Source organism: Rhizobium sp. BK060 (assembly GCF_014193145.1).
GTDB lineage: Bacteria > Pseudomonadota > Alphaproteobacteria > Rhizobiales > Rhizobiaceae > Rhizobium.
In genome coordinates, this window is the sequence record NZ_JACHYW010000023.1 from 1 (window position 1) to 24,679 (window position 24,679).

At 60.4% G+C, this 24,679-nt stretch carries 18 protein-coding genes and 2 pseudogenes; 7 read left to right on the top strand and 13 right to left on the bottom strand.

Annotated features, from left to right (window positions below; all coding sequences use genetic code 11):
• Nucleotides 1–147: pseudogene (locus FHT71_RS22540) on the top strand (UDP-glucuronate 5-epimerase); the annotation flags it as partial.
• A gap of 16 nt (nucleotides 148–163) precedes the next feature.
• On the opposite strand, the gene FHT71_RS22545 reads toward FHT71_RS22540, so the two are convergent.
• From FHT71_RS22545 to FHT71_RS22565, 5 genes and pseudogenes are all read right to left on the bottom strand, one after another.
• Nucleotides 164–1,945: a GGDEF domain-containing phosphodiesterase gene (locus tag FHT71_RS22545; protein ID WP_007790560.1), complete on the bottom strand. Its 1,782-nt coding sequence runs from the start codon at nucleotides 1,943–1,945 to the stop codon at nucleotides 164–166.
• 178 nt (nucleotides 1,946–2,123) lie between these two features.
• Nucleotides 2,124–2,484: pseudogene (locus FHT71_RS22550) on the bottom strand (NAD-binding protein); the annotation flags it as partial.
• Between the two features lie 109 nt (nucleotides 2,485–2,593).
• Entirely contained in the window at nucleotides 2,594–5,800 is a 3,207-nt protein-coding gene (locus FHT71_RS22555; RefSeq protein WP_132592910.1) for an efflux RND transporter permease subunit, read from the bottom strand.
• 123 nt (nucleotides 5,801–5,923) lie between these two features.
• Complete coding sequence (locus FHT71_RS22560) at nucleotides 5,924–7,114, bottom strand: efflux RND transporter periplasmic adaptor subunit (RefSeq protein ID WP_007790566.1); 1,191 nt, start codon at nucleotides 7,112–7,114, stop codon at nucleotides 5,924–5,926.
• Nucleotides 7,115–7,155: 41 nt separating this feature from the next.
• Nucleotides 7,156–7,977: an alpha/beta hydrolase gene (locus tag FHT71_RS22565; protein ID WP_007790569.1), complete on the bottom strand. Its 822-nt coding sequence runs from the start codon at nucleotides 7,975–7,977 to the stop codon at nucleotides 7,156–7,158.
• A gap of 167 nt (nucleotides 7,978–8,144) precedes the next feature.
• Between FHT71_RS22565 and FHT71_RS22570 the strand changes: the two genes are divergently transcribed.
• Nucleotides 8,145–9,056: a LysR family transcriptional regulator gene (locus FHT71_RS22570; protein ID WP_007790571.1), complete on the top strand. Its 912-nt coding sequence runs from the start codon at nucleotides 8,145–8,147 to the stop codon at nucleotides 9,054–9,056.
• 239 nt (nucleotides 9,057–9,295) lie between these two features.
• Here FHT71_RS22570 and FHT71_RS22575 read toward each other — a convergent pair whose 3' ends face one another.
• Entirely contained in the window at nucleotides 9,296–10,195 is a 900-nt protein-coding gene (locus FHT71_RS22575; protein ID WP_183722126.1) for an SDR family oxidoreductase, read from the bottom strand.
• A 95-nt stretch (nucleotides 10,196–10,290) separates the two neighbouring features.
• Nucleotides 10,291–11,031 (bottom strand): SDR family oxidoreductase, encoded by a 741-nt coding sequence (locus FHT71_RS22580; RefSeq protein WP_132592914.1) that lies wholly within the window; start codon nucleotides 11,029–11,031, stop codon nucleotides 10,291–10,293.
• 121 nt (nucleotides 11,032–11,152) lie between these two features.
• Between FHT71_RS22580 and FHT71_RS22585 the strand changes: the two genes are divergently transcribed.
• The 3 genes from FHT71_RS22585 to FHT71_RS22595 are packed head-to-tail and all read left to right on the top strand — an operon-like array spanning nucleotide 11,153 to nucleotide 13,031.
• The gene (locus FHT71_RS22585; protein WP_183722129.1) at nucleotides 11,153–12,043 is read left to right on the top strand and encodes a LysR family transcriptional regulator; all 891 of its coding nucleotides are present in this window, start codon (nucleotides 11,153–11,155) and stop codon (nucleotides 12,041–12,043) included.
• 48 nt (nucleotides 12,044–12,091) lie between these two features.
• A complete protein-coding gene (locus FHT71_RS22590; protein ID WP_007790580.1) occupies nucleotides 12,092–12,412 on the top strand; it encodes a hypothetical protein in 321 nt (106 codons plus the stop codon).
• A gap of 28 nt (nucleotides 12,413–12,440) precedes the next feature.
• Nucleotides 12,441–13,031, top strand: a complete 591-nt coding sequence (locus FHT71_RS22595) for a DNA-3-methyladenine glycosylase (RefSeq protein ID WP_183722132.1) — start codon at nucleotides 12,441–12,443, stop codon at nucleotides 13,029–13,031.
• A 3-nt stretch (nucleotides 13,032–13,034) separates the two neighbouring features.
• On the opposite strand, the gene FHT71_RS22600 is transcribed toward FHT71_RS22595, so the two are convergent.
• The 3 genes from FHT71_RS22600 to FHT71_RS22610 are packed head-to-tail and all read right to left on the bottom strand — an operon-like array spanning nucleotide 13,035 to nucleotide 16,246.
• Complete coding sequence (locus FHT71_RS22600; RefSeq protein ID WP_132592920.1) at nucleotides 13,035–14,573, bottom strand: DHA2 family efflux MFS transporter permease subunit; 1,539 nt, start codon at nucleotides 14,571–14,573, stop codon at nucleotides 13,035–13,037.
• The gene (locus FHT71_RS22605) at nucleotides 14,566–15,789 is read right to left on the bottom strand and encodes an HlyD family secretion protein (RefSeq protein ID WP_183722135.1); all 1,224 of its coding nucleotides are present in this window, start codon (nucleotides 15,787–15,789) and stop codon (nucleotides 14,566–14,568) included. Before FHT71_RS22605 ends, FHT71_RS22600 begins: the two co-directional genes overlap by 8 nt.
• The gene (locus tag FHT71_RS22610) at nucleotides 15,782–16,246 is read right to left on the bottom strand and encodes a MarR family transcriptional regulator (protein WP_183722138.1); all 465 of its coding nucleotides are present in this window, start codon (nucleotides 16,244–16,246) and stop codon (nucleotides 15,782–15,784) included. Before FHT71_RS22610 ends, FHT71_RS22605 begins: the two co-directional genes overlap by 8 nt.
• A 414-nt stretch (nucleotides 16,247–16,660) precedes the next feature.
• On the opposite strand from FHT71_RS22610, the gene FHT71_RS22615 reads away from it, so the two are divergent.
• Nucleotides 16,661–17,839 (top strand): efflux RND transporter periplasmic adaptor subunit, encoded by a 1,179-nt coding sequence (locus tag FHT71_RS22615; protein ID WP_132592926.1) that lies wholly within the window; start codon nucleotides 16,661–16,663, stop codon nucleotides 17,837–17,839.
• Nucleotides 17,836–21,030 carry a multidrug efflux RND transporter permease subunit gene (locus FHT71_RS22620; RefSeq protein WP_132592928.1) on the top strand — a complete coding sequence of 1,065 codons (3,195 nt, stop codon included), beginning with the start codon at nucleotides 17,836–17,838 and terminating at the stop codon, nucleotides 21,028–21,030. The genes FHT71_RS22615 and FHT71_RS22620 overlap by 4 nt, the downstream gene beginning before the upstream one ends.
• On the opposite strand, the gene FHT71_RS22625 is transcribed toward FHT71_RS22620, so the two are convergent.
• Genes FHT71_RS22625 through FHT71_RS22635 form a run of 3 tightly spaced genes read right to left on the bottom strand, consistent with a single transcriptional unit; the run spans nucleotide 21,025 to nucleotide 24,627 of the window.
• On the bottom strand, nucleotides 21,025–22,032 hold the full coding sequence (locus FHT71_RS22625) for an acyltransferase (protein WP_132592930.1): 1,008 nt from the start codon (nucleotides 22,030–22,032) through the stop codon (nucleotides 21,025–21,027). The two genes, FHT71_RS22620 and FHT71_RS22625, sit on opposite strands and share 6 nt — an antisense overlap.
• A 47-nt stretch (nucleotides 22,033–22,079) precedes the next feature.
• Nucleotides 22,080–23,345: an O-antigen ligase gene (locus FHT71_RS22630; protein ID WP_132592932.1), complete on the bottom strand. Its 1,266-nt coding sequence runs from the start codon at nucleotides 23,343–23,345 to the stop codon at nucleotides 22,080–22,082.
• A 10-nt stretch (nucleotides 23,346–23,355) separates the two neighbouring features.
• Nucleotides 23,356–24,627, bottom strand: a complete 1,272-nt coding sequence (locus FHT71_RS22635) for a polysaccharide biosynthesis/export family protein (protein WP_132592934.1) — start codon at nucleotides 24,625–24,627, stop codon at nucleotides 23,356–23,358.
• Nucleotides 24,628–24,679 lie beyond the last annotated feature (52 nt).

Here is a 24,679-nt window from a genome sequence, read left to right on the forward strand (position 1 = left end):
ATGCAAAAGGGTGACGTGCCGCGCACCTTCGCCAGCCCCGATTTGCTGCTGGCTCTGACCGGCTACAAGCCGGAGACGACACTGGATGTCGGCGTAAAGGCTTTTGTCGACTGGTATCTGGAAGCACGCGGCGAACTCGAGCCGTAAATGCTCTACTGCGGGGCTAGCGGCGAAGGTTGGCCGCTAGCGCCTCCTTTTTCGAAGCAAAGATGCTATCGATCTCGGATGCCGGCAGCGGATGGCCCAGCGCGAAGCCCTGCAATGTGTGACAGCCGAGCTTGGCCAGCGTCACGGCATGGTTTTCGGTCTCCACGCCCTCCGCGATCACGTCGACACCGAGAGCCTTGCCGATCTCGACGATCGACTTGACGACGCGGCGTTGCTCGGAGGAGGTGTCCACCTCGCTCACCAGTTGCCGGTCGATCTTTAGCCGCGCCGGGCGGAGTCGGACAAGACCGATGAGCGATGCGTGGCCGGAACCGAAATCATCGATCTCGATTTCTATGCCCATCTGCTTGATGCGATCGACAGTCTGCAGAAGCTCATCGTCGCAATCATCCAGGAAGATCGTCTCGACCAGTTCGAACACCAGGGCGCCGTCCGGTATATCGAGCGTTTCGAGATCGTCAATCAATTGCGGATCGTAGAGACGCTGTCCCGAAATGTTAACCGAAATCCGCGGTAAGGTCGTTCCATGCTGCCCCCAGTTCAGCCGGTCCGCGAGCACGCGTCGGAGGATCGAAGCATCGATCTCAGAGGACAGACCGAACTCGTCCGCGATCTTCAGGAAGATACCGGGCGAGAGGGTGCCGCGCTCGCTATGATGCCAACGCGCCAAAGCCTCGATACCTACGATATCGCGGGTGTGGGCATCGAGCTGCAATTGGTAGAATGGAATGATATCGCCTTGCTCCAGCGCAAGCTTCAGCTCTTCGGCAAGGCGCCGCTTGCCCATCAGATCGTCTTTGAGCTGCTGTGAGAAGAATTCGATGCGGTCGCGCCCAGATGTCTTTGCCTCATAGAGCGCGATATCGGACTCGGCGAGCAGGTTGGATCCCAAACGATCTGCAGACCAGGAAATGCCGATCGACGCTCCTGATTGCAGCATCTCGTGGCCGAAGCGGATCTTCTTCTTCAAGCGCCGCTGCACGTCACACGCCATACGGTTCAGTTCCGTCAACCCTCCGAAATTGACGAGTAGGATGACGAATTCGTCCCCGCCGATACGCGCCGCCATCGCGGCTTTCGGAATGGCGGCCTCGATCCGCAAGGCCGCGGCACGCAATACGGTGTCGCCCGCCGCGTGGCCATGACTGTCGTTGATCTGCTTGAACTCGTCGAGGTCGAGATGCAGAACCGCAAGCGTGGAGACTGAGGCATCCTCGGCCAGTTCCGCCAGGCGCTTGTCGAAAAGGCGGCGGTTGGGAAGGCCTGTCAGATAATCATGTTCCGCCGCATATTCGATGCGTGCGCTGCTCTCTTCCAAAGCCAGGGTCCGCGCCTCGGCGACCGCGCGCTGGCGCGCTGCCTCGTTCGCAAGAAGCACGTCTGATGTAACGTCCCACTCGGCGCCGATGAAGGAAGGCGACCCTTCCTCGTTCACATAGAAATGAGCGCGCGATCGGATATGTCTTATCTCGCCGTTTGGCCAAACGATCCGGAATTCCGAGTTATATTGCCCCTGCTTGGCAGCGGCGTCGTCGAACTCCTTCTCGGCGCGTTCGCGATCGTCGGGGTGAATCGCGTTTGACCAGATGGCGGTCGGGACCGGACCGCTCCGCATCCCGGTCTGGTAAAGCCGATGCATCTGGACATCCCAGGAAATCTCATTCTGATCGAGGTTGTGCTCCCACACGCCGATCTGTGACGCGTCGAGTGCAAGCTCAAGGCGCCGCAGGATATCCTGAAACTCTCGTTCGGACCGTGTGGGACTGCTCGATGCCAACGCCGTCCAAGCCTCATGCAGCTTTAAGTAACAATATCGGTGGGCTCCAATGGAGAAGCATTATGTATGCAGAACCAACCTTTTGGCGAGAGATTAATTAGAACACACTAAAAATCCATCAACAATTGTAGGCCGAGCGCATCACCGATCTTGGCAGAGATCGGAGTGTCTGGGCAATTCAGCCTTTCGAGCAACGACCGTTCTTTTCTTCGAGCTGCAACAGCAGACCACTGTGATCGGTCTTACCGCCACCATGTTCGACAAATTCGGCAAACTCAGCACGGACCGCCTCCGTCAGCGACAGGGTCAAAGCGAGACTTCCTGCCGTTGCAACAATGTTGTTCAGATCCTTGAGCTGCAATTTCGAAGGACCGGCAGTACCAAGTCGCGATCGACCATTCGTTGGCCGTAGAAGTCCAGAATGCGGCTTTCGGCGAAGCCGCCCGCCATGATCGCAAGCGTACCGGCAGTCGCCCGACGACACCGCCCGAAACCGGCACATCGAGATGGCTGATGCCACGCTCGGTGAGCTTCGACGCATCCCCTCGCCCGGTTTTATCCTTCGAGACATGGCCGCATGGTCAGCCTATGAAAACAGGAAAGGCGGAGCAATGCTCCGCCTTTCCACGTCTCGCTGCGGAGTGGGGGCTATTCGGCAGCGAGCCGTATGACTTTCGCTTCGTTCTCTTCCTGCTCGTGCTCGTGCTCCTTGTGCTGGATCAGCGGACGGTTGCCCGACAGCCTGCGGACCAGCACGTAGAAGACCGGCGTCATGAAGATGCCGAAGAAGGTGACGCCGATCATGCCGGAGAACACGGCCACGCCCATGGCGGCACGCATCTCGGCACCCGCACCGGTCGAGACCACCAGCGGCACGACGCCCATGATGAACGCCATTGAGGTCATCAGGATCGGGCGTAGACGCAGGCGACTTGCCTCGATTGCAGCCTGGACCGGAGTTCTTCCTTCAAATTCCAGCTCGCGGGCGAATTCCACGATCAGGATCGCGTTCTTCGCCGAGAGGCCGACAAGCACCACCAGGCCGATCTGCGTGAAGATGTTGTTATCTCCACCGGTCATAAAGACGCCTGTCAAAGCCGCCAGCACGCCCATCGGCACGATCATGATGATCGCGATCGGCAAGGCGAGGCTCTCATACTGTGCCGCGAGCACGAGGAAGACGAGCAGCAGTGCCAGCGGGAAGACGATCACGCCGGAATTGCCCGCCAGGATCTGCTGATAGGTCAGATCCGTCCATTCGAAGCTGATGCCCTTCGGCAGGGTCTCATCGGCAATCTTCTCGATCGCCGCCTGAGCCTGACCTGACGAGAAGCCCGGAGCTGGACCGCCGTTGATATCGGCGGAGAGGAAACCGTTATAACGGTTGGTCCGCTCCGGCCCGGTTGTCGCGTTCACCTTCAGGAGCGCGGACAGCGGGATCATTTGGCCCGATGCCGAACGAACCTTCAACTTGCCAATGTCCTCGGGCTGTGCGCGGAACTTGGCGTCGGCCTGGACGCGCACGCTGTAGGTACGGCCGAAGGCGTTGAAGTCGTTGACATAGAGCGAACCGAGATAAATCTGCAATGTCTCGAAAACGTCAGTCACCGAGACACCTAGCTGTTCCGCTTTCTCACGGTCGAGATCGGCATAGAGCTGCGGAACATTGATCTGATAGGCAGAGAAGATGCCCGTCAGCTCAGGCGTCTGGTAAGCCTTGGCGATCATCGCCTTATTGGCCTCGTCGAGCACCTGATAGCCGAGACCGGCGCGGTCTTCGAGCTGCATCTTGAAGCCGCCCGTCGTGCCGAGACCATTGACCGGCGGTGGCGGGAACATCGCGATGAAGGCATCCTGAATCGCCCCGAACTTCTGGTTCAGGGACATGGCGATCGCACCGCCCGAAAGCGCCGGCGACTTGCGCTCCTCGAAATCCTTCAGCGTCACGAAGACGATGCCGGCATTAGAGGAGTTCGTGAAGCCGTTGATCGACAGGCCCGGGAAGGCGATGGCATGTGCGACACCGGGCTCAGCCATCGCGATGTCGCTCATCCGCTTGATGACGTCCTCGGTGCGGTCTAGGCTCGCAGCATCCGGCAGCTGGGCAAAGCCGATCAGATACTGCTTATCCTGGGCCGGCACGAAACCACCAGGCACGGCGTTGAACAGGCCGTAGGTCGCGCCGGCTAGCGCGAGATACACCAGCATGACGATGCTCTTGCGCGACACGAGGCCGGCGACGCCCTTTCCATAGCCCCGGGAACCGGCACCGAAGGCCTTGTTGAAGCCACGGAAGAACCAGCCGAAGACGGCATCCATGCCGCGTGTCAGCCAATCACGCTTGGCGTGATGGTCCTGCAGCAAGAGCGACGCGAGTGCCGGCGACAATGTCAGCGAGTTGAAGGCCGAGATGACGGTCGAAATCGCGATCGTCAGCGCGAACTGGCGATAGAACTGTCCCGACAGGCCGCTGATGAAGGCGAGCGGCACGAAGACAGCGACGAGCACGAGTGCGATCGCGATGATCGGGCCCGAGACTTCCTTCATTGCCTTGTAGGTCGCGGCCCGCGGACTGAGCCCGTTCTCGATGTTTCGTTCGACGTTTTCAACCACGACGATCGCATCGTCCACCACGATGCCGATCGCCAAGACGAGGCCGAAGAGGCTGAGTGCGTTGATGGAAAAGCCGAAGACATACATCACCGCAAACGTGCCGATGATCGAGACCGGAACGGCAATCAGCGGGATGATCGAGGCACGCCATGTCTGCAGGAATAAAATGACGACGATGACGACGAGCGCAATAGCTTCGAGCAGCGTGTCGACAACCTTCTCGATCGACGAACGGACGAACTTCGTCGTGTCATAGACGATCTCGTAGCTGACGCCATCGGGCATGGCCGTCTTCAGCTCTTCCATCGTCTTCTGGACTTCGTCCGAGATGGTGATGGCGTTGGAGCCGGGGGACTGGAAGACCGGGATGGCGACGGCCGGCTTGCCATCGAGGATGGAGCGCAGCGAATAGTCGGCGGCGCCGAGTTCGATCCGGGCGACGTCACGAAGACGGGTAATTTCGCCATTGGATCCGGTCTTGACGATGATGTTGCCGAACTGCTCGGGCGTCTGCAGACGACCTTGCGCATTGACGTTGAGCTGCAGGTCCACGCCCGACAGGCTCGGCGAAGCGCCGATGGTACCGGCCGCCGCCTGCACATTCTGGCCGCGGATCGCATTGGTGACGTCGCTGGCGGCAAGGCCATGCTCGGCAGCCTTCTGCGGATCGATCCAGACACGCATGGAATAGTCGCCCGAACCGAAGACCTGCACCTGACCCACGCCATCGATGCGCGCCAGCCGGTCCTTGATGTTGAGGACGCCGTAGTTGCGCAGATAGGTGATGTCGTAGCGGTTGTCAGGCGAGATCAGGTTCACGACCATCATCAGGTCGGGAGAGCTCTTGACCGTCGTGATGCCGATGGTTTTCACCTCTTCCGGCAGACGCGGTTCGGCCTGCGAAACGCGGTTCTGCACGAGCTGCTGTGCCTTATCAGGGTCCGTGCCGAGTTTGAAGGTGACCGTCAGCGTCATGACGCCGTCGGAAGTCGCCTGGCTGGACATATAGAGCATGCCCTCGACGCCGTTGATCTGTTCTTCGAGCGGCGTCGCGACCGTCTGCGCGATGACCTCCGGGTTTGCGCCGGGATAGGTGGCGCGCACGACGATCGATGGCGGAACGACTTCCGGATATTCGGAGATCGGCAATGCGCGCAGGCCAAGCAGACCGGCGACCACGATGAGGACCGATAGGACTCCGGCGAACACCGGACGGTCGACAAAGAATCTAGAGAAATTCATTTCAAAGCCCTCTCCGGGATGAAACTGGGATGCAACGACCCTCTCCGGCGGTTGGGAGGCCGCCGGTGGATCACGTCATTTCGGAATTCTCACGGAGCGCCGAGACGCTCCGGATGCTTCGGCTTATTGAGCCGTGGCGACTTTCTCTTCCGCCTGCGGCGCAACCACTGCGCCCGGACGGATACGCTGCAGGCCATTGACGACGATCTTGTCGCCGACAGTCAGGCCGCTTTCAACGATCCGCTGGCCTTCCGCTGCAGTACCAAGCTGGACGGGTCGATAGCTGACCTTGTTTTCGGCATCGACGACGAACACGAACTTCTTGTCCTGGTCGGTGCCGATTGCGCGGTCGCTGATCAGGATCTTGTTTTCGGCCTTCGGCTCGCCCATGCGGACCCGAACGAACTGGCCGGGGATCAGCTTGCCGCCAGGATTGTCGAAGACGGCGCGAACGCCGATCGTGCCGCTTGCCGCGTCAACCTGATTATCGATCAGCTGCAGCTTGCCCTTGATCGGAGTGCCCTGATCGGCCAGCGTCCCGACTTCGACCGGGATCTGCTCGACGGCAGGGACGGCGCCATCAGCAGCCGGAAGCTCGGCGAGTGCCTTTGTGACCATTTCCTCGCTGGCATTGAAGCTTGCGTAGATGGGATCGACCGACACGAGTGTCGTCAAAGCGGGAGACGTGGAGCCTGCAGCAACAAGATTGCCGACGGTAATCTCGATCTTGCCCACACGGCCAGCAACCGGCGCTTTGACCTCGGTGTAGCCAAGCTCGAGCTGTGCCGAACGGAGGGCCGCCTGGGAGGTGCGGAGACCGGCCTGCGCTTCGGTGAAGGCATTCTGGCGCTGGTCGAGATCGCTCTGCGAAATCGTCTTGTTATCCGAAAGCCTGCGGCCGCGCTCCAGCTCGATCTGCGCGAGGTTGACCTTCGCCTCGGCAGAGGCCACCTGGCCCTCTGCCTGGGAAACAGCCGCCTGATAGGGCTCGGGATCGATGGTGAAAAGCAGATCGCCCGCCTTCACCAACGCGCCTTCACGGAAGTGCACGGATTGAATGGCTCCGGCCACGCGTGAACGAATCTGCACGCGGTCGACAGCCTCAAGCCGGCCGGAAAACTCCTGCCATGTCGTTACGTCACGGCTGGCCACGATGGCAACCGTCACCGGCACAGCGGGAGCCTGCGCAGGTGCGGAAGCAGCCGTGGCAGTGGTGCTCATCGGCAGTTCGAAAAAGATGGCTGCGGCCGAAACGGACGCGGCAAGTCCTAGGCCGGCGCCCACGAGGGCCCAGCGCTTCTTACTGGACGTCATTGTTACTCTCCTTACGGCCCTCTCTCAGTGGCCGGATTCAATCAGTTCGTCTTCAATGCAATAGGTTGGCTGCTAATATCCCGAACGAAGCTTTCGAATTGGTCGGTGATCGTCTGTTCCCAATTCGGTGCCTGTTCGGATTTCCCGCCGTAAAGCGATGGCCAGCCTGCCCCGGCGGGGAGGACATTCCGGCGAACTGCAACGCCTGCCTGCTTCAGGCGGTCGGCGTAACCCAGCGTCTCGTCACGAAGAGGATCATCCTCTGCCGTCAGAACGAGTGCCGGCGCGACCCCTGCAATACGCGAACACAAACACGGTGCCGCGTAGGGGTGACAGCCGCCGCCACTGAGATAGTGGCTCCAGCCCTCGGCCCAACGCTGCCGCATGCCGATGCCATCCGCCTTGCGGATCGAGGACGTGCCCATGAATGGATCAAGCAGCGGCGAAATCAGAACCTGGCCATCGAGCGCATCCGCATAATGGTCACGTGCCTTGAAAGCGACGCCGGCAGCAATATTGCCGCCCGCCTCTTCGCCTGCCACGATCAACAACGAGTTCCGATCGCCAATACCCGACGCGCGCTTGTTGGCAAGATAAGAGAAGATCGAATAGCCGACTTCGAGCGGCTTCGGAAAGACATTGCCGAGCGGCGCATTGTAATCCGGGACGGCAACGATCGCGCCGGCCTTCGCCAAGCTCTCTGCAACCACGCTATCCTTGACGCCCGACTGCAGAAAAGCGCCGCCATGAAAAAACAGAACGATCGGCGAGCCCTTGCCAAACTCGGCGCCCTGATAGACGCGTGCGGAAACGGGGCCGGTGGCCACCTTCTCCATCACCATGTCTTTCACCTGCACCGTCATCGTTTCGGCTCGCGTTTGACCCGCATAGCGTATTGCGAGCCGAGATGGCTTGCAATTTCTGCAGAAAAGATATTGTTATTCCATTGTCGGAATAAGAAGCGATAGCGCGATTACACTGTTCCGAATTTCGAACAATACCGCAGTGCAACCTGCTTAGGTGATTTCCGATGGACCAGCTCTCGGCAATGCGCGCCTTCATCCGCGTCGTAGAGACGGGCAATTTCACACGGGCCGCCGACACGCTCGCCATGCCCAAGGCGACGGTGACCAATCTCATCCAGGGGCTTGAAGCGCATCTGCACACCAAGCTTCTCAACCGCACCACACGCCGGGTCATGGTGACGACCGACGGCGCTCTCTACTATGAACGCGCGGCCCAGATCGTCTCCGAGCTAGAGGAGCTGGACGGCAGTCTGTCGAACTCACAAGGGCTACCGACCGGTCGCTTGCGAGTCGAGATGGCCGGCGCATTCGCCGACTGGATCGTCGTACCCGCGCTCTGCGACTTCTACCAGAAATATCCGGATATCCGCGTCGACCTCGGCGTGGGCGACCGCACCGTCGACTACCTCGCAGAAAACGTCGATTGCGCGCTTCGCGGCGGCACGCCGGCCGACCAATCGTTGATCGCAAGGCGTGTTTCCGAAGTCGAAATGCTCACCTGCGCGGCACCACTTTATATCGAAAAATTCGGCATTCCGACCCGCCCCGAAGAGCTCGAAAACGACCATTATTCAGTGAGTTACTTCCGCGCGCAGACCAACCGGACGCTTCCTTTCGAATTTCGCAAGGACAATGAGGATCTGGAGATCAATCCGCGTTACCTGCTGTCGGTCAATGACAGCCGGACTTTCGTCAATGCAGCATTGAACGGGCTTGGCATCGCACAGCTGCCGCGCTTCATGATCCGTGACGCTTTGGCCAAAGGCGACCTCGTGGAAATCCTGCCGGAATGGAGCCGTGAACCATTCCCGCTCTACATCGTCTATCCGCCGAACCGGCACCTCAGCAACAAGGTCCGGGTCTTCGTTGATTGGCTGGTGAAATTGCTTTCGGACGCGAAACTGAACGATCCGTGAGACAGTTGCGGCCCGGAAGGTGTTCCTTCGACGGGCCGCAATGTCTGTCATCAAATTCCTTTCAGACCCTGCCGCGTCACCAGGGAAATGGCTCGGCCGGTATCTGAGGTAGGCGCCCGGAGTTGGAGGTCTTCCAGTCGCCTTTGCACCAATAATATAGGCCTGCTTCCTGCCATTTGTTAAGTGCTGATTCGTGCACAGCAAGTTCGCAAAAACGCAACAATGGCGAGTACCATGGTTTAGTGAATGGCCGGCTTGAGGAGATCCTCCAGGCCGATGCGCCGGAACATTTCGGCGCGAACCCGGTCGGCGACACCATTGACGACCTCGGCACCGTCCTTGGACGGGTCAACATGGGTACGGAACGGACGTGTGCCGAACGGCATGGCAATGACCTCAGTGATCGCCCTCGCGACCGAGCCTGCGTCGGCGTCAGCAGGTTCAAGAGCCGCCAGCCCCTGCAGCGCCTGTTCCGGCACGCCCTTATAGGGGCCATCATTGTACTCGGCGGCACGCGCGGCATCTGCCGGCGAACCGGAGTGTGCGAAGTGATTGGTTCCCTTGGTGAAGGCGCCCGGCACGATGATCGCGGTTTCGATGCCCCACCGGGCAAGCTCCGACGCATAGGAGACGGCAACCGAATCCATCGCGGCTTTGGCAGCGAAGTAGGGCGCCAGATAGGGAGGCGTGCCGCCGCGTGTGCTGGACGACGACACCCAGACAACCAGCCCTCTGCCCTCTTTGCGCATATGGGGAAGCGCTGCACGGTTCACCCGTTGTGTCGACAGCACGTTAATGTCGAACAACTCCGCATATTGCTCAGGCGTGAATGCCTCAGCCGGGCCAAACGACATATGGCCGGCATTATGGACGACGACGTCGAGCTGGCCCACCTCTGCGATGACCTTGGCGATCCCGGCTTCGACAGACGCGTTGGAGACCACATCAAGTTCGACCGAACGCAGATCGACATTGTTATCCCGCGAGAAGGCCGCGATATCGGCAACGGCTTTCGCGTTGCGGCCGACTGTATCGCGAATACCGGCGTAGACGATATGCCCTTCCCTGGCGAGAGTACGGGCGGTGAGAGCGCCGAAGCCACTGGATGCTCCGGTAATGACGATGACCTGTTTATCCATTGTCCTGTTCCTTAGTCGATATTCAAGGGGTGACGGTTGATTGCTGTTGTTGTGAGATCGGCGGCGGGACCAACCCGCCGCACGGGCGCCAAAGATCAGACCATGCCGCCGTTGGCGCGCAGCACCTGGCCGTTGATCCAGGAGCCGTCCGGGCCGGCGAGGAACGAGACCGAGGCAGCGATATCGTCCGGTGTTCCCAGGCGCTCCAGCGGGTTCATTTTGGCCATGCGAGCGATCAGCTCATCCGACTTCCCATCGAGGAAGAGGTCGGTTGCTGTCGGCCCCGGAGCCACGGCGTTGACGGTGATGTCGCGACCGCGCATTTCCTTCGACATGATCGCCGTCAGTGTTTCGACGGCTGCCTTCGTTGCCGCATAGACACCGTAATTTTCTAGCTTCAGGCCGACGACGCTCGTCGAGAAGTTGATGATGCGACCGCCGTTTCGCAGCCGCTTTGCGGCTTCGCGCAGGGTGTTGAAAGTACCCTTCAAATTCACGCTGACCTGGCGATCGAAATTGGCATCGTCAGCATCGCCAATCGACGAAAGCTGCATGATACCGGCATTGTTGACGAGCACATCGATGCCGCCGAAGGCTGCTTCCGCCGCATCGAACATCCGGCGGACGGCTTCGGGATTACTGACGTCCGCCTGCGCGGTCAGCGCCTTGCCACCACACTGCTCGATCTTCTGCACCAGCTCCTCGGCGAGCGCGACGTTTCCGGAGTAGTTGATGACGACGGTGAAACCGTCCTTGGCCAGACGTTCGGCGATTGCGGCGCCGATGCCCCTCGAAGCACCTGTAACCAGTGCGACTTTGCTCTCGTTGTTGCTCATTGCCTTTCTCCTTCTTCGTTGCGCCTCGGCGCGTTTTCGATGAGCAGAAGATGCCGCTTTTCTAATTGCGGATAATCAGCCATTATTCGGCATCACTATCCGAATATGACGAACAAATAAGATGGACAGATTCGATGCCATGCGGGCGTTCTCCCGCGTCGTGGAGCGCCGCAGCTTCACGCTCGCAGCCGAAGACACCGGCCTGCCACGCTCCACGGTGACCGATGCCGTCAAGCAGTTGGAGGCACGCCTTGGCGTGCGCCTGCTGCACAGGACGACGCGCCATGTCAGCCCGACGCTCGACGGCGAAGCCTACTATCAGCGCTGTATCTCCATCCTCGCGGATATCGAGGACGCGGAGGGCGCCTTTGCAGGGGCCAAGCCGAAGGGCATGTTGCGCGTGGACGTGCATGGCACGCTCGCCCGGCACTATGTGCTGCCGAGCCTGCCGTCTTTTCTGGAGATGTATCCGGATATCGAGTTCTACATGAGCGAGGGCGATCGGCTGGTTGATCTCGTCCGCGAGGGCATCGATTGCGTTTTGCGCGTCAGCACGCCTGATGACAGCGACATGGTGGCGCGACGCGTCGCCATGCTGGAGGAAGTTACCCTTGCCGCTCCCGCCTATATCGAAAAGCATGGCCTGCCCGAGCATCCGGACAGGCTCGATGGCCACCGCATGGTCGGTTTCCGCTCGACTGCGACGGGCGGCGTTCTACCACTGGAATTCATGGTCGGCGGCAGCATCCGCAATGTCACCCTGCCCGCGACGGTGACCGTCAACGCCGCCGAAAGCTTCATGTCGGTGGCGAGGCTCGGCCTCGGCCTGATACAGGTGCCGCGATATCACGCCGAAAGGGATCTCGCGGCGGGCACACTCGTTCACGTCCTGCCGGATTTCCCGCTGACGGAAACCCCGGTCTCCCTGCTCTACCCGCGGAACCGGCAGCTCTCACCCCGTGTTCGCGTTTTCATCGATTGGCTGGTGAAGGTCTTTGCTCGACAATCCTAGCGAAAAGCGTTTCACTTGGGGTCAGCTGTCAGAACCGGGAGATCTTCCATGGCCATTACAGACGTCACCGTGCATCCGAAGGAAGGCAGTTTCGTTGTCATCTTCACGGAGCAGTCGGGCAATAACATATCGGTCACGCTCTATGCCGCTGCCTCTCCCGGCCTGACGAGCGACAATGCGATCACCCGTGCAAGGGCGTTGCTCGCGACAACACTCCAGAGTTCACAGGCCGATGGCGCACGCGGCAAGGATGCTGCGCTTCTCGAAGAAGAACTGGAAGAAGGTCTCGAGGATACCTTCCCGGCAAGCGACCCCGTATCGGTAACGGGTTCCTCCATCTCGGCACACGACCCGAAGGTCGGTCATTAGGGTCTGAGATACCGGAAGCCCGAAACAGATGACACATGCCGTTGGCGCGATCGGCGCCGTTCCCCTCGCCGGCCCGGAACTTACGCGCTATTTCGAGCGTGATGCTATCGCTGTCGCCCGAGATTTGCTCGGTTGCCATCTGCGCGTTGGCCATGTCGGCGGCCGCATAACCGAGACCGAAGCTTACTATCCCGATGACGGGGCCTCGCACAGCTTCCGCGGCCCAACGCCACGAAATGGTGCGATGTTCGGCCGACCAGGCAATGTCTACATCTACCGTATCTACGGCATGCACTGGTGCTTGAATTTTGTCTGCACGCCCGGCTCGGCAGTGCTGATCCGCGCAATCGAGCCGGAAGCCGGCATCGCCACCATGATGGAGCGCCGCAGCAACGATGCGCTGACACAGCTCTGCAGCGGTCCCGGCAAGCTCTGTCAGGCGCTCGGTATCAACCTCACGCTGAATGACAGGCTGCTCGACCGGCCGCCCTTCTCGATTGCCCCGTCGGCTCCCGTCGAAATTGTCGCCGGCAAACGGATCGGCATAACGAAAAATGCCGAAGCACCATGGCGCTTCGGCATCTCCGGATCTCGCTATCTCAGCAAACCGTTTCGCTGAGCATCACTCCATAACGGCGCTGTGATCCATCGCTGGGGCGACTTTCGGCTTGCGCAGCAGCAGCGCCAGCGGAATGACCGCGAGCGACATAAGCATCAGCAGCTTGAAATCGTCCATATAGGCTATGATCGTCGATTGCAGGGTGATGACCTCGTTGAGCGAGGCGCGACCTGCAGCAGTCAACGGACTCATCCCCTGCGCCGCCGTCGCCTCGAAGGCGCGGTTGAACGGCGTCACATAGGCCGCGATGTTCTCGTGGTTCACCTGCGCGTTCTCCACGAGCAGCGCCGAAACAATCGAGATGCCGACGCTCGAGCCGATATTGCGCGACAGGTTGTAGAGGCCGGTTCCGTCGCCGCGCATGTGCGCCGGCAGCGTCGAGAAGGCGATCGTCGTCAGTGGCACGAACAGAAAGCCGAGCCCGGCGCCCTGGACGAAACCGACGGAAACGATCGTCCACTGCGAAACATCAGGCGTCCAGCCGGTCATGTCGTACATCGCCCAGGCCGTCAGGCCGAGACCGAACACCAAGAGCAGGCGCGTGTCGACCTTGCCGATCAGCCTGCCGACGATGAACATGCAGAGCATCGTGCCGAGGCCGCGTGGCCCCATGACGATGCCGGCGGTCATGACGGGGTAGCCCATCAACGTCTGCAGATAGGGCGTCATCAGCGCAAGCGAGGCAAGGTATGTGATGCCGATCACGAAGATGAAGAGCATGCTCACCGAGAAATTGCGATCGAGGAACAGCTTCGGATTCACGAAGGACTTTTCCGCCGTCAGCGTATGCACGATCAGCAGATAGAAGGCGCCGGCACAGACGATCGCCTCGATCATGATCTCGCCGGACGCGAACCAGTTGAGCTGTTCGCCGCGGTCGAGGAACAGCTGCAGCGCTGCGATGCCGAGACTCATCATTCCGAACCCGAACCAGTCGAGCTTCGCCAACGCATCCAGTTTCGTCTCGGTGACGTAGATCACGATGCCGGCAAACGCCAGCGCGCCGATCGGCACGTTAATGTAGAACACCCAGCGCCAGCTGATGTTATCGGTCAGCCAGCCGCCGATGACAGGTCCCAGGACCGGCCCGACCATGACCGAGACGCCAAATAAGGCCATGGCCGAGCCGCGCTCCTCGACACTGTAGATGTCGAGGAGGATGCCCTGAGAGAGTGGAACCAAAGACGCGCCGAAAAGGCCCTGGAGAAGTCGGAAGGCAACAATCTGAGGAAGGCTTTGAGCCAAGCCACACAAGACCGAGGCAACGACAAATCCCGCGATTGCCGCCAGCAGTACCTGCTTGCGCCCGAACTTGGCGGCCAGAAAGCCGGACGGCGGCGTCATGATCGCAGCCGCCACGATATAGGAGGTCAGAACCCAGTTGATCTGGTCAGCGCTCGCCGAGACACTGCCCTGAATATAGGGCAGCGCGACGTTGGCGATCGTCGTGTCCAGCGCCTGCATGATCACGGCCAGGATGACGCAAGCCGTGATCGCGCCGCGATTGGCGACCGGGGTGGCCGGCGATGCAGCGTTACTCATGGTCCTTGCCGCCAGAGCGGCCCAAAAGCTTGGAAACGAAATCCGGAAGACCGCGGGAACGACCCGTATCGACGTCGACGACCGTGCTCATGCCGACGCGAAGCGGCGGCTTGCCGGCGGCGTCATCGATGCTGACCCGCATCGGAATGCGCTGCACGACCTTGACCCAGTTGCCGGTCGTGTTCTGCGCCGGCAGCAGCGAGAAGCTGGAACCAGAGGCCGGGCTGATGCTCTCGACCTTGCCCTTCCACTCCACGCCAGGGTAGGTGTCGACATAGATCGTCACCGGCTGACCCGGCTTGACATAGGTCAGTTCCGTTTCCTTCGGGCTCGCGGCGATCCAGAGGTTTCTTGCCGAAACCAGCGAGAAGGCTTGCGTGGACGCTTGCAGGTAGGAGCCCGGCTGCAGCGAGTTGACGTTTGTCACGATGCCGTCGAACGGCGCCTTGACGACGCTGTGGTCAAGTTCGCGCTGCGCATCGTCCACCTTCGCCTTGGCTTCGAGATAGAGCGGATTCTGTTCTACCGGCTGGTCGGCATTGCCGCCGAGCTGCGCCAGCGTCGCTGCCGCTTCGGCCTTGGCAACGGCAACCTTCTGATGACCGGCGTCGAGATTGTGCTTGGCCTGGTCATAGGCGACACGTGTCGCAGCCGAGCTGTTCAGGAGGTTCTGCTGGCGGTCGAACTCGGTCTGATAGTAGGGAATATCGGCTTCGGCCTGTGTGATCTCAGCAAGCGACTGCTGATAGCTGGCCTTCAGATTGAGAATCTGGTTGCGCACGGCGCCAAGCTGCGCCTGCGCACCGTCGAGTGCGATCCTGAAGGAATCCTGGCGCAAGCTGAAGAGCACCTGGCCCTTCTCGACAGCCTCGTTCTCGTGCACGCTGATCTGGTCGACGATACCCGAAACGTCGGTCGTCAGACCGACCATGTCAGCCTGGATATAGGCATTGTCCGTCGACATGACTTGGCCGCCGTTGACGTAGTAATAGCCACCGATGACGAGCGCGACGGGCAGCAACGCGAACAGAACGGGCCGCGTGCTGCGCCGGCGGCGGACCTTCGCACCGCCGGGCGCAGCCACAGCAGTAGCGGGCGCTGAATTGGATGAAGGCGCCTCGGCTACTGTTTCCTCGCGAGGGGAAGCGTCATTTTCTTCAACTGGGTTTTTGGCATTTGCGTCGGCAACGACGCGCAGGGAGGACTTCTCAGCCATGTCTGGTCTCATTTGCGGCTACCGGGGTTCGGCAGGCCTGCACTAGGTTCGTCTTCATTGCGGATAGGATGTCGAACAGCTGGTCCCGCTGCTCGGGAGAGATACTCTCGAATGCTTCGCCGCGCGTCAGCTCACCGAGGTCGCGCATCTCGGCAAGCAGCGGGTGTGCCTCTTCACGCACATAGAGAAGCCAGATGCGGCGATCGGTCGGATGCTGACGACGCTCGATGAGACCGCGGTCGGCGAGTTTGTCAAGAATGCGGACAAGTGTGATCGGCTCGATTTCCAGGATCTCGGCAAGCCCGCCCTGGTGGATTCCCTCGTTGCTGCGCAGGTAGGCAAGCGTCTGCCATTGCGACCGCGTGAGCCCAAGGCAACGCGCGCGCTGCTCGAACCGCTTGCGAAGCAGCCGTGCGACGTCGTGCAACAGGAAGCCGAGAGTGGGATTGCCATTCATAGGAGACAGTGCCGATAATTGATAAGCACACTTATAATATGCCCAGATATATTAAGCGTGGGCAGGGCACAATAGGGTCCCTCCCAGATTCCGCAGCTGCGGCCAAAATGCCGCACTGGAATACGCGCAGAAATTTCGAAGGTCTTTCGAAATTGCAACCGGTTGGCATTTGCAATTTCGATCGGCAGCCGTTTAAAGTAAAAATCCAGAGGGTTATCGGAAATGCAGTGATCTTCGTTCGATCACTTTTTCGCGATGACAAGCACGCGTGCGCGGCCTGCAGCCGCGATTGTAAATTCGCAATGGCATAGGTGAATGAGGGAGCGCCCTTGTTCAGAGACATGCAGACATGAATCGCAGCACATCAGCATAAGCGACGGCAGCACTTGCGGCCGTCCGGATAAGGAAACCGCCATGCCTTCCTTGCTTCGACACCTGCTGACCATCGGCTCCTTTGCTCTCATGCCGTTCACCGCGGCGATGGCACAGCAGCCAGCCGCCGCCCCTCCTCCCGTCTCAGTCGCAAAGCCTGTCGTGCGCGATGTCGTCGACAATGACGAATTCATTGGCCGCTTCGAACCAGTCGATCAGGTATCAGTGCGCTCACGCATCGGGGGCTACCTGCAGGAGGTGCACTTCACCGACGGCGCACTCGTCAAGCAGGGCGACCTGCTCTTCGTCATAGACCAAAGGCCGTTCATCACCGCCCTGAACGAAGCGAACGCAGCACTGGAAGTAGCCAAGTCAACGCTCGTCTACGCCGAGGCACAGTTCAAGCGGGCCGAGAGCCTGGCAACAAGCGGCAGCCAGTCGATATCGATCCTTGACGACCGCCGGCGCGAATGGGTTTCGGCGCAGGCAAACGTCCGCGGCGCGCAAGCGACGGCTGATCGCGCAGCGCTCGACCTCGAGTATACAAAGATCACGGCCCCGATCGGCGGGCGCATCGACCGCCGGCTGATCTCCGTCGGCAACCTTGTCCAGGCCGATCAATCAGTGTTGACGACCATCGTTACGGTGGATCCGATCGACTTCTACTTCGACGTCGACGAGCGCCGCCTTCTCAATTTCGCGCAGACCGCCCGCGAGCGCGGGGTCGATCTGCAGGAGGGCGGTGGGGGCGTCGAAGTTGAGGTAAGGATCACGGATTCCAACGAAAAGCCATTCAAAGGCAAGCTCGACTTCGCTGAAAATCGCATAGACAGCGAGACCGGTACGAAGCGCATACGCGCGCGATTCGACAATCCGAACTACGTGCTCCAACCAGGTCTGTTCGGTCGCGTCTCCGTTGAGGCCTCGAATGTCTACAAGGCGATCCTCGTGCCGGACGAAGCGATCGGCTCGGACCAGAACCAACGCGTCGTCTACGTCGTTGGAGACGACGGAACGGTCACCGCAAAGCCGGTCCGGCCTGGACCACGCCTTTACGGCTATCGCGTCATCCGCGAAGGCATGGACGGCAACGAGACGATCGTCATCAATGGCCTTCTGCGCGCCCGCCCGGGTAGCAAGGTCACGCCGCAGATGGTCGAGCTGGCGCAAAGCCGCGAAGAGATCGCGCCGGAAGCCGCCGGCCTGGAGCTCAGCCGATGAGATTTGCGCACTTCTTCGTCGACCGACCGATCTTTGCGTCGGTGCTTTCTATTGTGCTGCTTATTGTCGGCGCCATCGCCTATTTTCAGTTGCCCGTGGCGCAATACCCCGAGATTGCGCCGCCGACCATTGTGATCCGCACCTCCTATCCCGGCGCTGACGCCGAGACTATTGCCAACACCGTGGCGACACCGATCGAGCAGGAGGTCAACGGCGTCGAAGACATGCTTTATATGTCTTCCTATTCGACGGCCGATGGTTCGATGGCACTCACAGTGACCTTCAAACTCGGCACAGACCTCGACAAGGCGCAAGTCCTTGTCCAGAACCGCGTTGCCATTGCCGAACCTCGCCTTCCTGAAGAGGTTCGGCGCATCGGCATCACGACAGCAAAGAGTTCGCCCGACCTGATGATGGTCGTGCATCTGCTGTCACCCAACTCTCGCTACGATCAGCTCTATGTCTCCAACTACGCGCGCACTCGCATCCGCGACACGCTTGTTCGCCTCGATGGCGTTGGCGACGTCATCCTCTTCGGCGAGCGTGAATATTCGCTGCGCATATGGCTCGATCCGCAGAAACTGTCGGCCTACGGCATGACCTCCAGCGACGTCGTCGACGCTTTGCGCGAACAGAACGTGCAGGTTTCCGGCGGCTCGATCGGTGGGCCGCCGGCCGCCGGCACCAATGCCTTCCAATATACGGTGACGACGCAGGGGCGTTTCTCGGATGCCCGGCAATTCCGCTATGTCATCGTCAAGGCGACCGCGGAAGGGCGTCTCGTCCAGCTGCAGGATATCGCCCGCATCGAACTCGGCGCCAAGGACTACGTCACAAACAGCTATCTGAATGGCAAGCCCGCCGTCGCGCTCGGCATTTTCGCGCGCCCCGGAACCAACGCGCTCGCGGCTGCGGCTGAAATCAAGAAGACGATGGACACCGTCGCTCAGGATTTTCCCCAAGGTCTCAGCTACGACATCGTCTACAACCCGACCGAATTTATCGCGGAATCCATCAACGAGGTCTACAAGACGATCGCTGAAGCCGCGATCCTCGTCGCCATCGTGGTTCTCATATTCCTGCAATCCTGGCGCACGGCGATCATCCCCATCGTTGCCATCCCGGTCTCGCTGATCGGCACCTTCGCCTTTCTGCTTGCCTTCGGCTTCTCGCTCAACATGCTGACGCTGTTCGGTCTCGTGCTGGCAATCGGCATCGTTGTCGACGACGCGATCGTCGTCGTCGAAAACGTCGAGCGCAACCTGGCAAAGGGGATGACGCCGAGGGAGGCCGCACATGTGACGATGAACGAAGTCGGCACGGCCGTCGTCGCAATCTCGCTCGTGCTGATCGCCGTCTTTGTTCCGACTGCCTTCATCCCCGGCATTTCGGGTCAGTTCTATCGGCAGTTCGCCGTGACGATCTCGGTCGCCACCGCCATCTCGGCGCTGAACTCACTGACCCTCTCGCCAGCCCTCGCCGCATTGGTATTGAAGCCACACGAGGAGCACGAGAAACCTCGCAACCCGATCGCGCGTTTCGGGAGCGCGCTTGCCAATGGGTTCAACAACGGCTTCGACAAGCTCAGTGCAGGCTATTCCTGGATCGTGCGGCACACTGTGCAGACGGTCGCCGCACTCTGCGTCGCCTTGCTGGTTTTCGTCGGCCTGCTGGGGGCGACATACTATATGAGCAGGATCGTTCCGAGTGGCTTCGTCCCGGTCATGGACCAGGGCTACGCCATCGTCGTCGTGCAATTGCCTGACGGTGCAGCGCTTTCCCGCACCGACGCGGTTATCGAGCGTGCTTCGGAAATCATCCGCAACACGCCAGGCGTGAAGAATGCCGTGGCCTTCTCCGGGTTCAGCGGTGCGACCTTTACCAACGCCTCCAACTCCGGCGTGGTCTTCGCCGCCTTCGATACTTTCGAAAACCGCCTGGAGCACGGCCAGACGGCAACCAAGATCATCGGACAGCTATACGGGAGCCTGCAGGCGATCCAGGAGGCCTTCATCATCGCCATCCCGCCACCGCCAATCTCCGGTATCGGCAATGCCGGCGGCTTCAAGATGCAGCTCATGGATCGCGAAAGTTCGGACATGCGCCGCATCCTCGGCGTCGCCTACCAGCTAATGGGCATGGCCAACCAGACGGAGGGTCTGACCGGCGTCTTTACGACGTTCTCCGCCAATAGCCCGCAGTACTTCCTTGAAATCGACCGCGACAAGGCGCGTATGCTGAACGTACCGATCTCCAACATATTCGATACGCTGTCGATCAATCTCGGTACATCCTACGTCAACGATTTCAATGCCTTCGGGCGTGTCTACCAGGTGCGCGCGCAGGCCGATCAGCAATATCGCGTCGAGCGTGACGATATCCTCGCCCTCAAGGTAAGATCCGCGACCGGCGCACTCGTCCCACTTGGCACACTGGTCGATATCCGCGATACCAGCGGTCCTTCACTCGTCCAGCATTACAATATGTACGTGTCAGTACCCGTACAGGGTAACGCCGCTCCCGGCGTTTCGACGGGCACGGCGTTGGACAAGATGGAAGGGCTTGCGAAGCAGTTGCTGCCAGCAGGAACAACCTTCGAATGGACGGAAATCGCCTTCCAGGAACGAAACACCGGCAACACGGCGATCTACATCTTCGCCCTGTCGGTCGTCTTCGTTTTCCTGGCACTGTCGGCACAGTATGAGAGCTGGGTCCTGCCGCTTGCCATCATCCTCATCGTTCCCCTTGCAATCCTGGCTGCCTTGCTTGGCGTCCATCTGCGCGGAATGGACAACAACATCCTGACCCAGATCGGGCTGATCGTGCTGATCGGGCTGGCGGCCAAGAACGCCATCCTGATCGTGGAATTCGCAAGACAGGCGCAGGATGAAGGCAAGTCGGCCGTTGAAGCCGCGATCGAGGCCAGTCACTTGCGTCTACGGCCGATCCTGATGACCGCCTTTGCGTTCATCTTCGGTGTCGTGCCGCTGATGATCGCCACCGGCCCCGGCGCCGAAATGCGTCAATCGCTCGGGACGGCCGTTTTCTCAGGGATGCTTGGCGTAACGATTTTCGGCCTGTTCCTGACACCCGTCTTCTACGTCGTGCTGCGCGCGCGCCGGAAAAAGCCTGTCGCGCAGGCCGAGACCGCGCCGCCCTCCGAGGAGGCTGTCCCCGAAACCTCTTCATGAAGGACGCCGCTCGACCGCATTCTGTTTGAGCAGGTCTGACTGGCAGATCTTCCGGAGCGGCTTCTCGACGAGCTCGTAGGCAGCCGCGCCGAGGATCGTACCGCCGGCAACGGCGATCGCGATGGTCGGCGTTGTCGACAGCCCGACCACGCCGGCAGCCTTGGCGATCACGGAAATCGCCAGCGTGTGCCAGAGGTATATCGAATAGGAGGCATCGCCGAGATAGGTGAGAAGCGGTACGCGGCCGATGCTCCCACCCGCCTCGAGGGACACCATGCCGTAGACCAGCGCCATGGCAAGGGGCCCGCAGATCGCTTCATCGAAATCGGCTCCGATCAGGAAGATGGTGGCGAAGCCGGAGAGCGATGCGCCGACACAAGCAAGCCCCAGACTGGTGCCTGCAATCCACCGCCTGATCCACAATTCGGCGAGAAGAACGCCTCCGAGGAACTCCAGAATGATCGGCCGGGTATAGGTTTTGAGCACCGGCGATGCGGGCTCGAAGAGAAGGCCGATCAGGAAAAAGCCTCCGAAGACGACCGTCAGGTACGCCAGCCGGCAGCGACGCGGCAGGAAAAGCGCCCCGGCAAACAACACGTAGAAGAACATCTCGAAATTCAGCGTCCAACCCTGGACGAGGACCGGCCAGATATCACCCGTGCTCGGCGACTGAGCGGGAATGAAGAAGAGCGAGGAAAGGATATGGGCGCCGGTCAGCTTCAGGTTCGGAAACAGGCCGACCACGGCACCGGCGATCATCACGCTCGTCACCAGCCAGTAGGACGGCGCGATGCGCCGAATGCGGTCGAGCAGGAAACCCTGCGGCGTCATCGGTCTGCGGTCGCTGATGACCCACATGATGAAGCCGCTGATCACGAAGAAGACGTCGACGCCGGCGGCACCAATGGCGAAATGCTCACCGGTCCTTTCCGCTGCGTGGAAGACCACGACGGCAAGTGCCGCGAAGGCGCGCAGATATTGGATGCCGTAAAGTGTCTTCATCCGGTTTCCTCGGAAGACCGGTCAAGGCCGGTCGAAATGCGATGACGTTATTGAGTGACGGGCTCTGGCGACGTCTGGCGTTGCCATGAGCTCAACGCCGGTTGGCGGCGCGCTATCGCCAGCTTCCCGGCGGCAAAGTAGAAAAGAAACGTCCCGACGTTGTATGGCGTCAGAATGTCGATCTCGACGAAGGACCGGATCGTCAGCAAGATCGCGATCGAGAACAGCAGATAGGATTCATCGTTCCTGAAGTCCTCGATGACGCGGCGCAAGTGCCCCCACAGAATCCGCAACAGCATGACGGCAAGAACGATGACGCCCGTGAGCCCCAGCTCGACGGCCGTTTCGATGTAGGTGTTGTGGAAGTGGAAGCCGCTGCGCGAACCGATGAAGAACTCTTCCCACAGCCGCTCCGGCTCGGAGAAGCCCTGGACCCAATAGGCCTGGTAGCCGATTCCCAATACCGGGTTTTGCTTGGCCGCCTCGATCCCCTGCTGCCAGAGATAGGTGCGGCCGGTCAGCGTGGAATCCTTGCCGAAGATGCCGAGAACAGCATCCACCGCCCCCAGATAGACACCGGCAACGGCAAGGATGACGACGGCGACGCCGCCACCGATCACCAGCAGCTTGCGATGGTCGGGGGCAAGTGCGATGACGACGCGCAGCCCCATCATCAGGGCAATCACCACGGCAGTCGTCAGTACCGACGTCGCCGACTGGCAGGCAATGAGGCAGTATGCCGACAGAAGCCCGACCACACCTGACGCGGCCATCCAGAGGCGTCTCTCACCGAAGATAAAGACAGCCGCGAAAGAGACGATCAGGCCTAGCGACGCATAAAAGCCAAGCTGATTCTTCGAGGCGAAGGCGCCCACGAAACTGAAGGTGCCGTCCAGAGGATCGTACTCGTAGTAACCGAACAGGAGCGAGTAGACGAGAACGATCCCGACGCCGGCGATCATGCCCACCGTCAGCGTTCTGACATCGAGCACGCGCACCGCAATCAGGGCGCAGATGACCTGCGTCAGATACTGGATGCTGGCGCGCAGCGAAATGCTGGGAACGGCCGACCAGAAGACCGACAGGAAGGCAAGTGCCGCAAACGCATAGATCCAGAGGTAGCGACCATGACTGCCGAGCACCTTCTTGTAGTCCACGGCGACGAGCGGCAGCCAGAGCGCATAGTAAAGCAGGATCGCCACCTGCCCGAACTTGATCGAGTAGGCGAAGCAAAAAAGTGACAGCGCCACGGCGGGGATGGCATAAGCCGCGTTCCCGCCTGGCTGAATGAGCACAGATTTTGCGATCCGCATTGCGGCCTCGTTATCTCATCGCCAATCCGGCGGTGACCTTGATAAGGTCGCCGGGCTGGAGTGCTGTATTTTCCTGAACCGGAATCTCCTTCGCCTTGCCGTCAACTTCGCGGACGATCGAATAGGCGATGCTCGCAGCTCCGGTGCTGGTGTCAAAGCGGGCGGCATCGGTCGATTGCGTCAATGCTTCCGCCATCAGCGAGTTGCTGGTTTCGAGCTTGAGATTGAGTTCGTCGAGTTGAGCCTCGGCGTTTTGCAGTTCCTGGGCAAGCTGCGCATCCCAGTCGTTCCGAAGCGTGATCTCGTCCTGATTGGCCTTGCTGATGTCCTGCTTAGCCTTCAGCGAGTTGGTATCGATATCGAGAAGGGTCGCCTCGGTATCCGCTGCCCGCTGTTCAGCGGCCATCTTGCGGTTGCTGAGCGCAAGGCCCCTTTCGGCAAGATCCTCGACCTTGTCGCGGTCCTCTGTTGCAAGCTGCAGCTGCCGGGTCTGCGTTTCAGTCTTCTTGGCGAGAGTCTCGACCTCGCTTTGCAGCAGTTGCTTGAGGTCGGCAAGCGCCTGAAGCTGCAACGTCAGCCGCTTCTTGCGTGTATTCATGAGCGCCGTTTCGCTGGCAAGCAGGGGCTTCGCCTCCGGCTTGTCCTGAAGCTCCTTAGGCATTTCGATCGTATCCTGGTTCGCGATCTCGGCCCGCAGCCGCGCCTGCTTCACCAGCAGGCGTGCCCGGTCGGCCAAGTAGACGACCGCATCCCCCTTGGCGTTGATGAAATCGCGGGCAAATCGCTGCCCGGCGTCCGCGCGGCGCAGACCGCCGGCAAGGCTCACCGCCTTGACGATCGTCAGATTCGGCGCAAACGGGTACTCGCCGGGCTTTTCGACGTCGCCGGACAGATAGACCGGCCGGAATTCCGAGAGCTCGACCGAGGCAGACGGTCGGTCCTTCAGAGCAAATTGCTTCTGCAGTGCCGAACCGATCTCCTGGGCGATTGCATCGGTCGTTTTGCCCGAGGCAGGCATATCGCCGACGAAAGGCAGGGAAATGCTTCCTGAAGGCCCGACCGTGTAGTCCCCACTGACGACCGACCAGTCACGGATGCTACCATCCGCGGTCTGCCACTCGGCCACCCGGATCTTCAGCTTGTCCATGATACCAAGACGGTAGTCGTCGGCAGCAGCAAGCGATGAAGACGCCAGAAAAGCACCAAGCCCGGCTGCGACAACAATACCGGATCTTAGCGTGCGACGTCGTCCGGACTTGCCGTCAAGAAAGCGTTTTTCCATGAACCTTCCCCGTGTTTCAGCACGACAAGCCGCAAGGCGTTGCCGCGCAGTA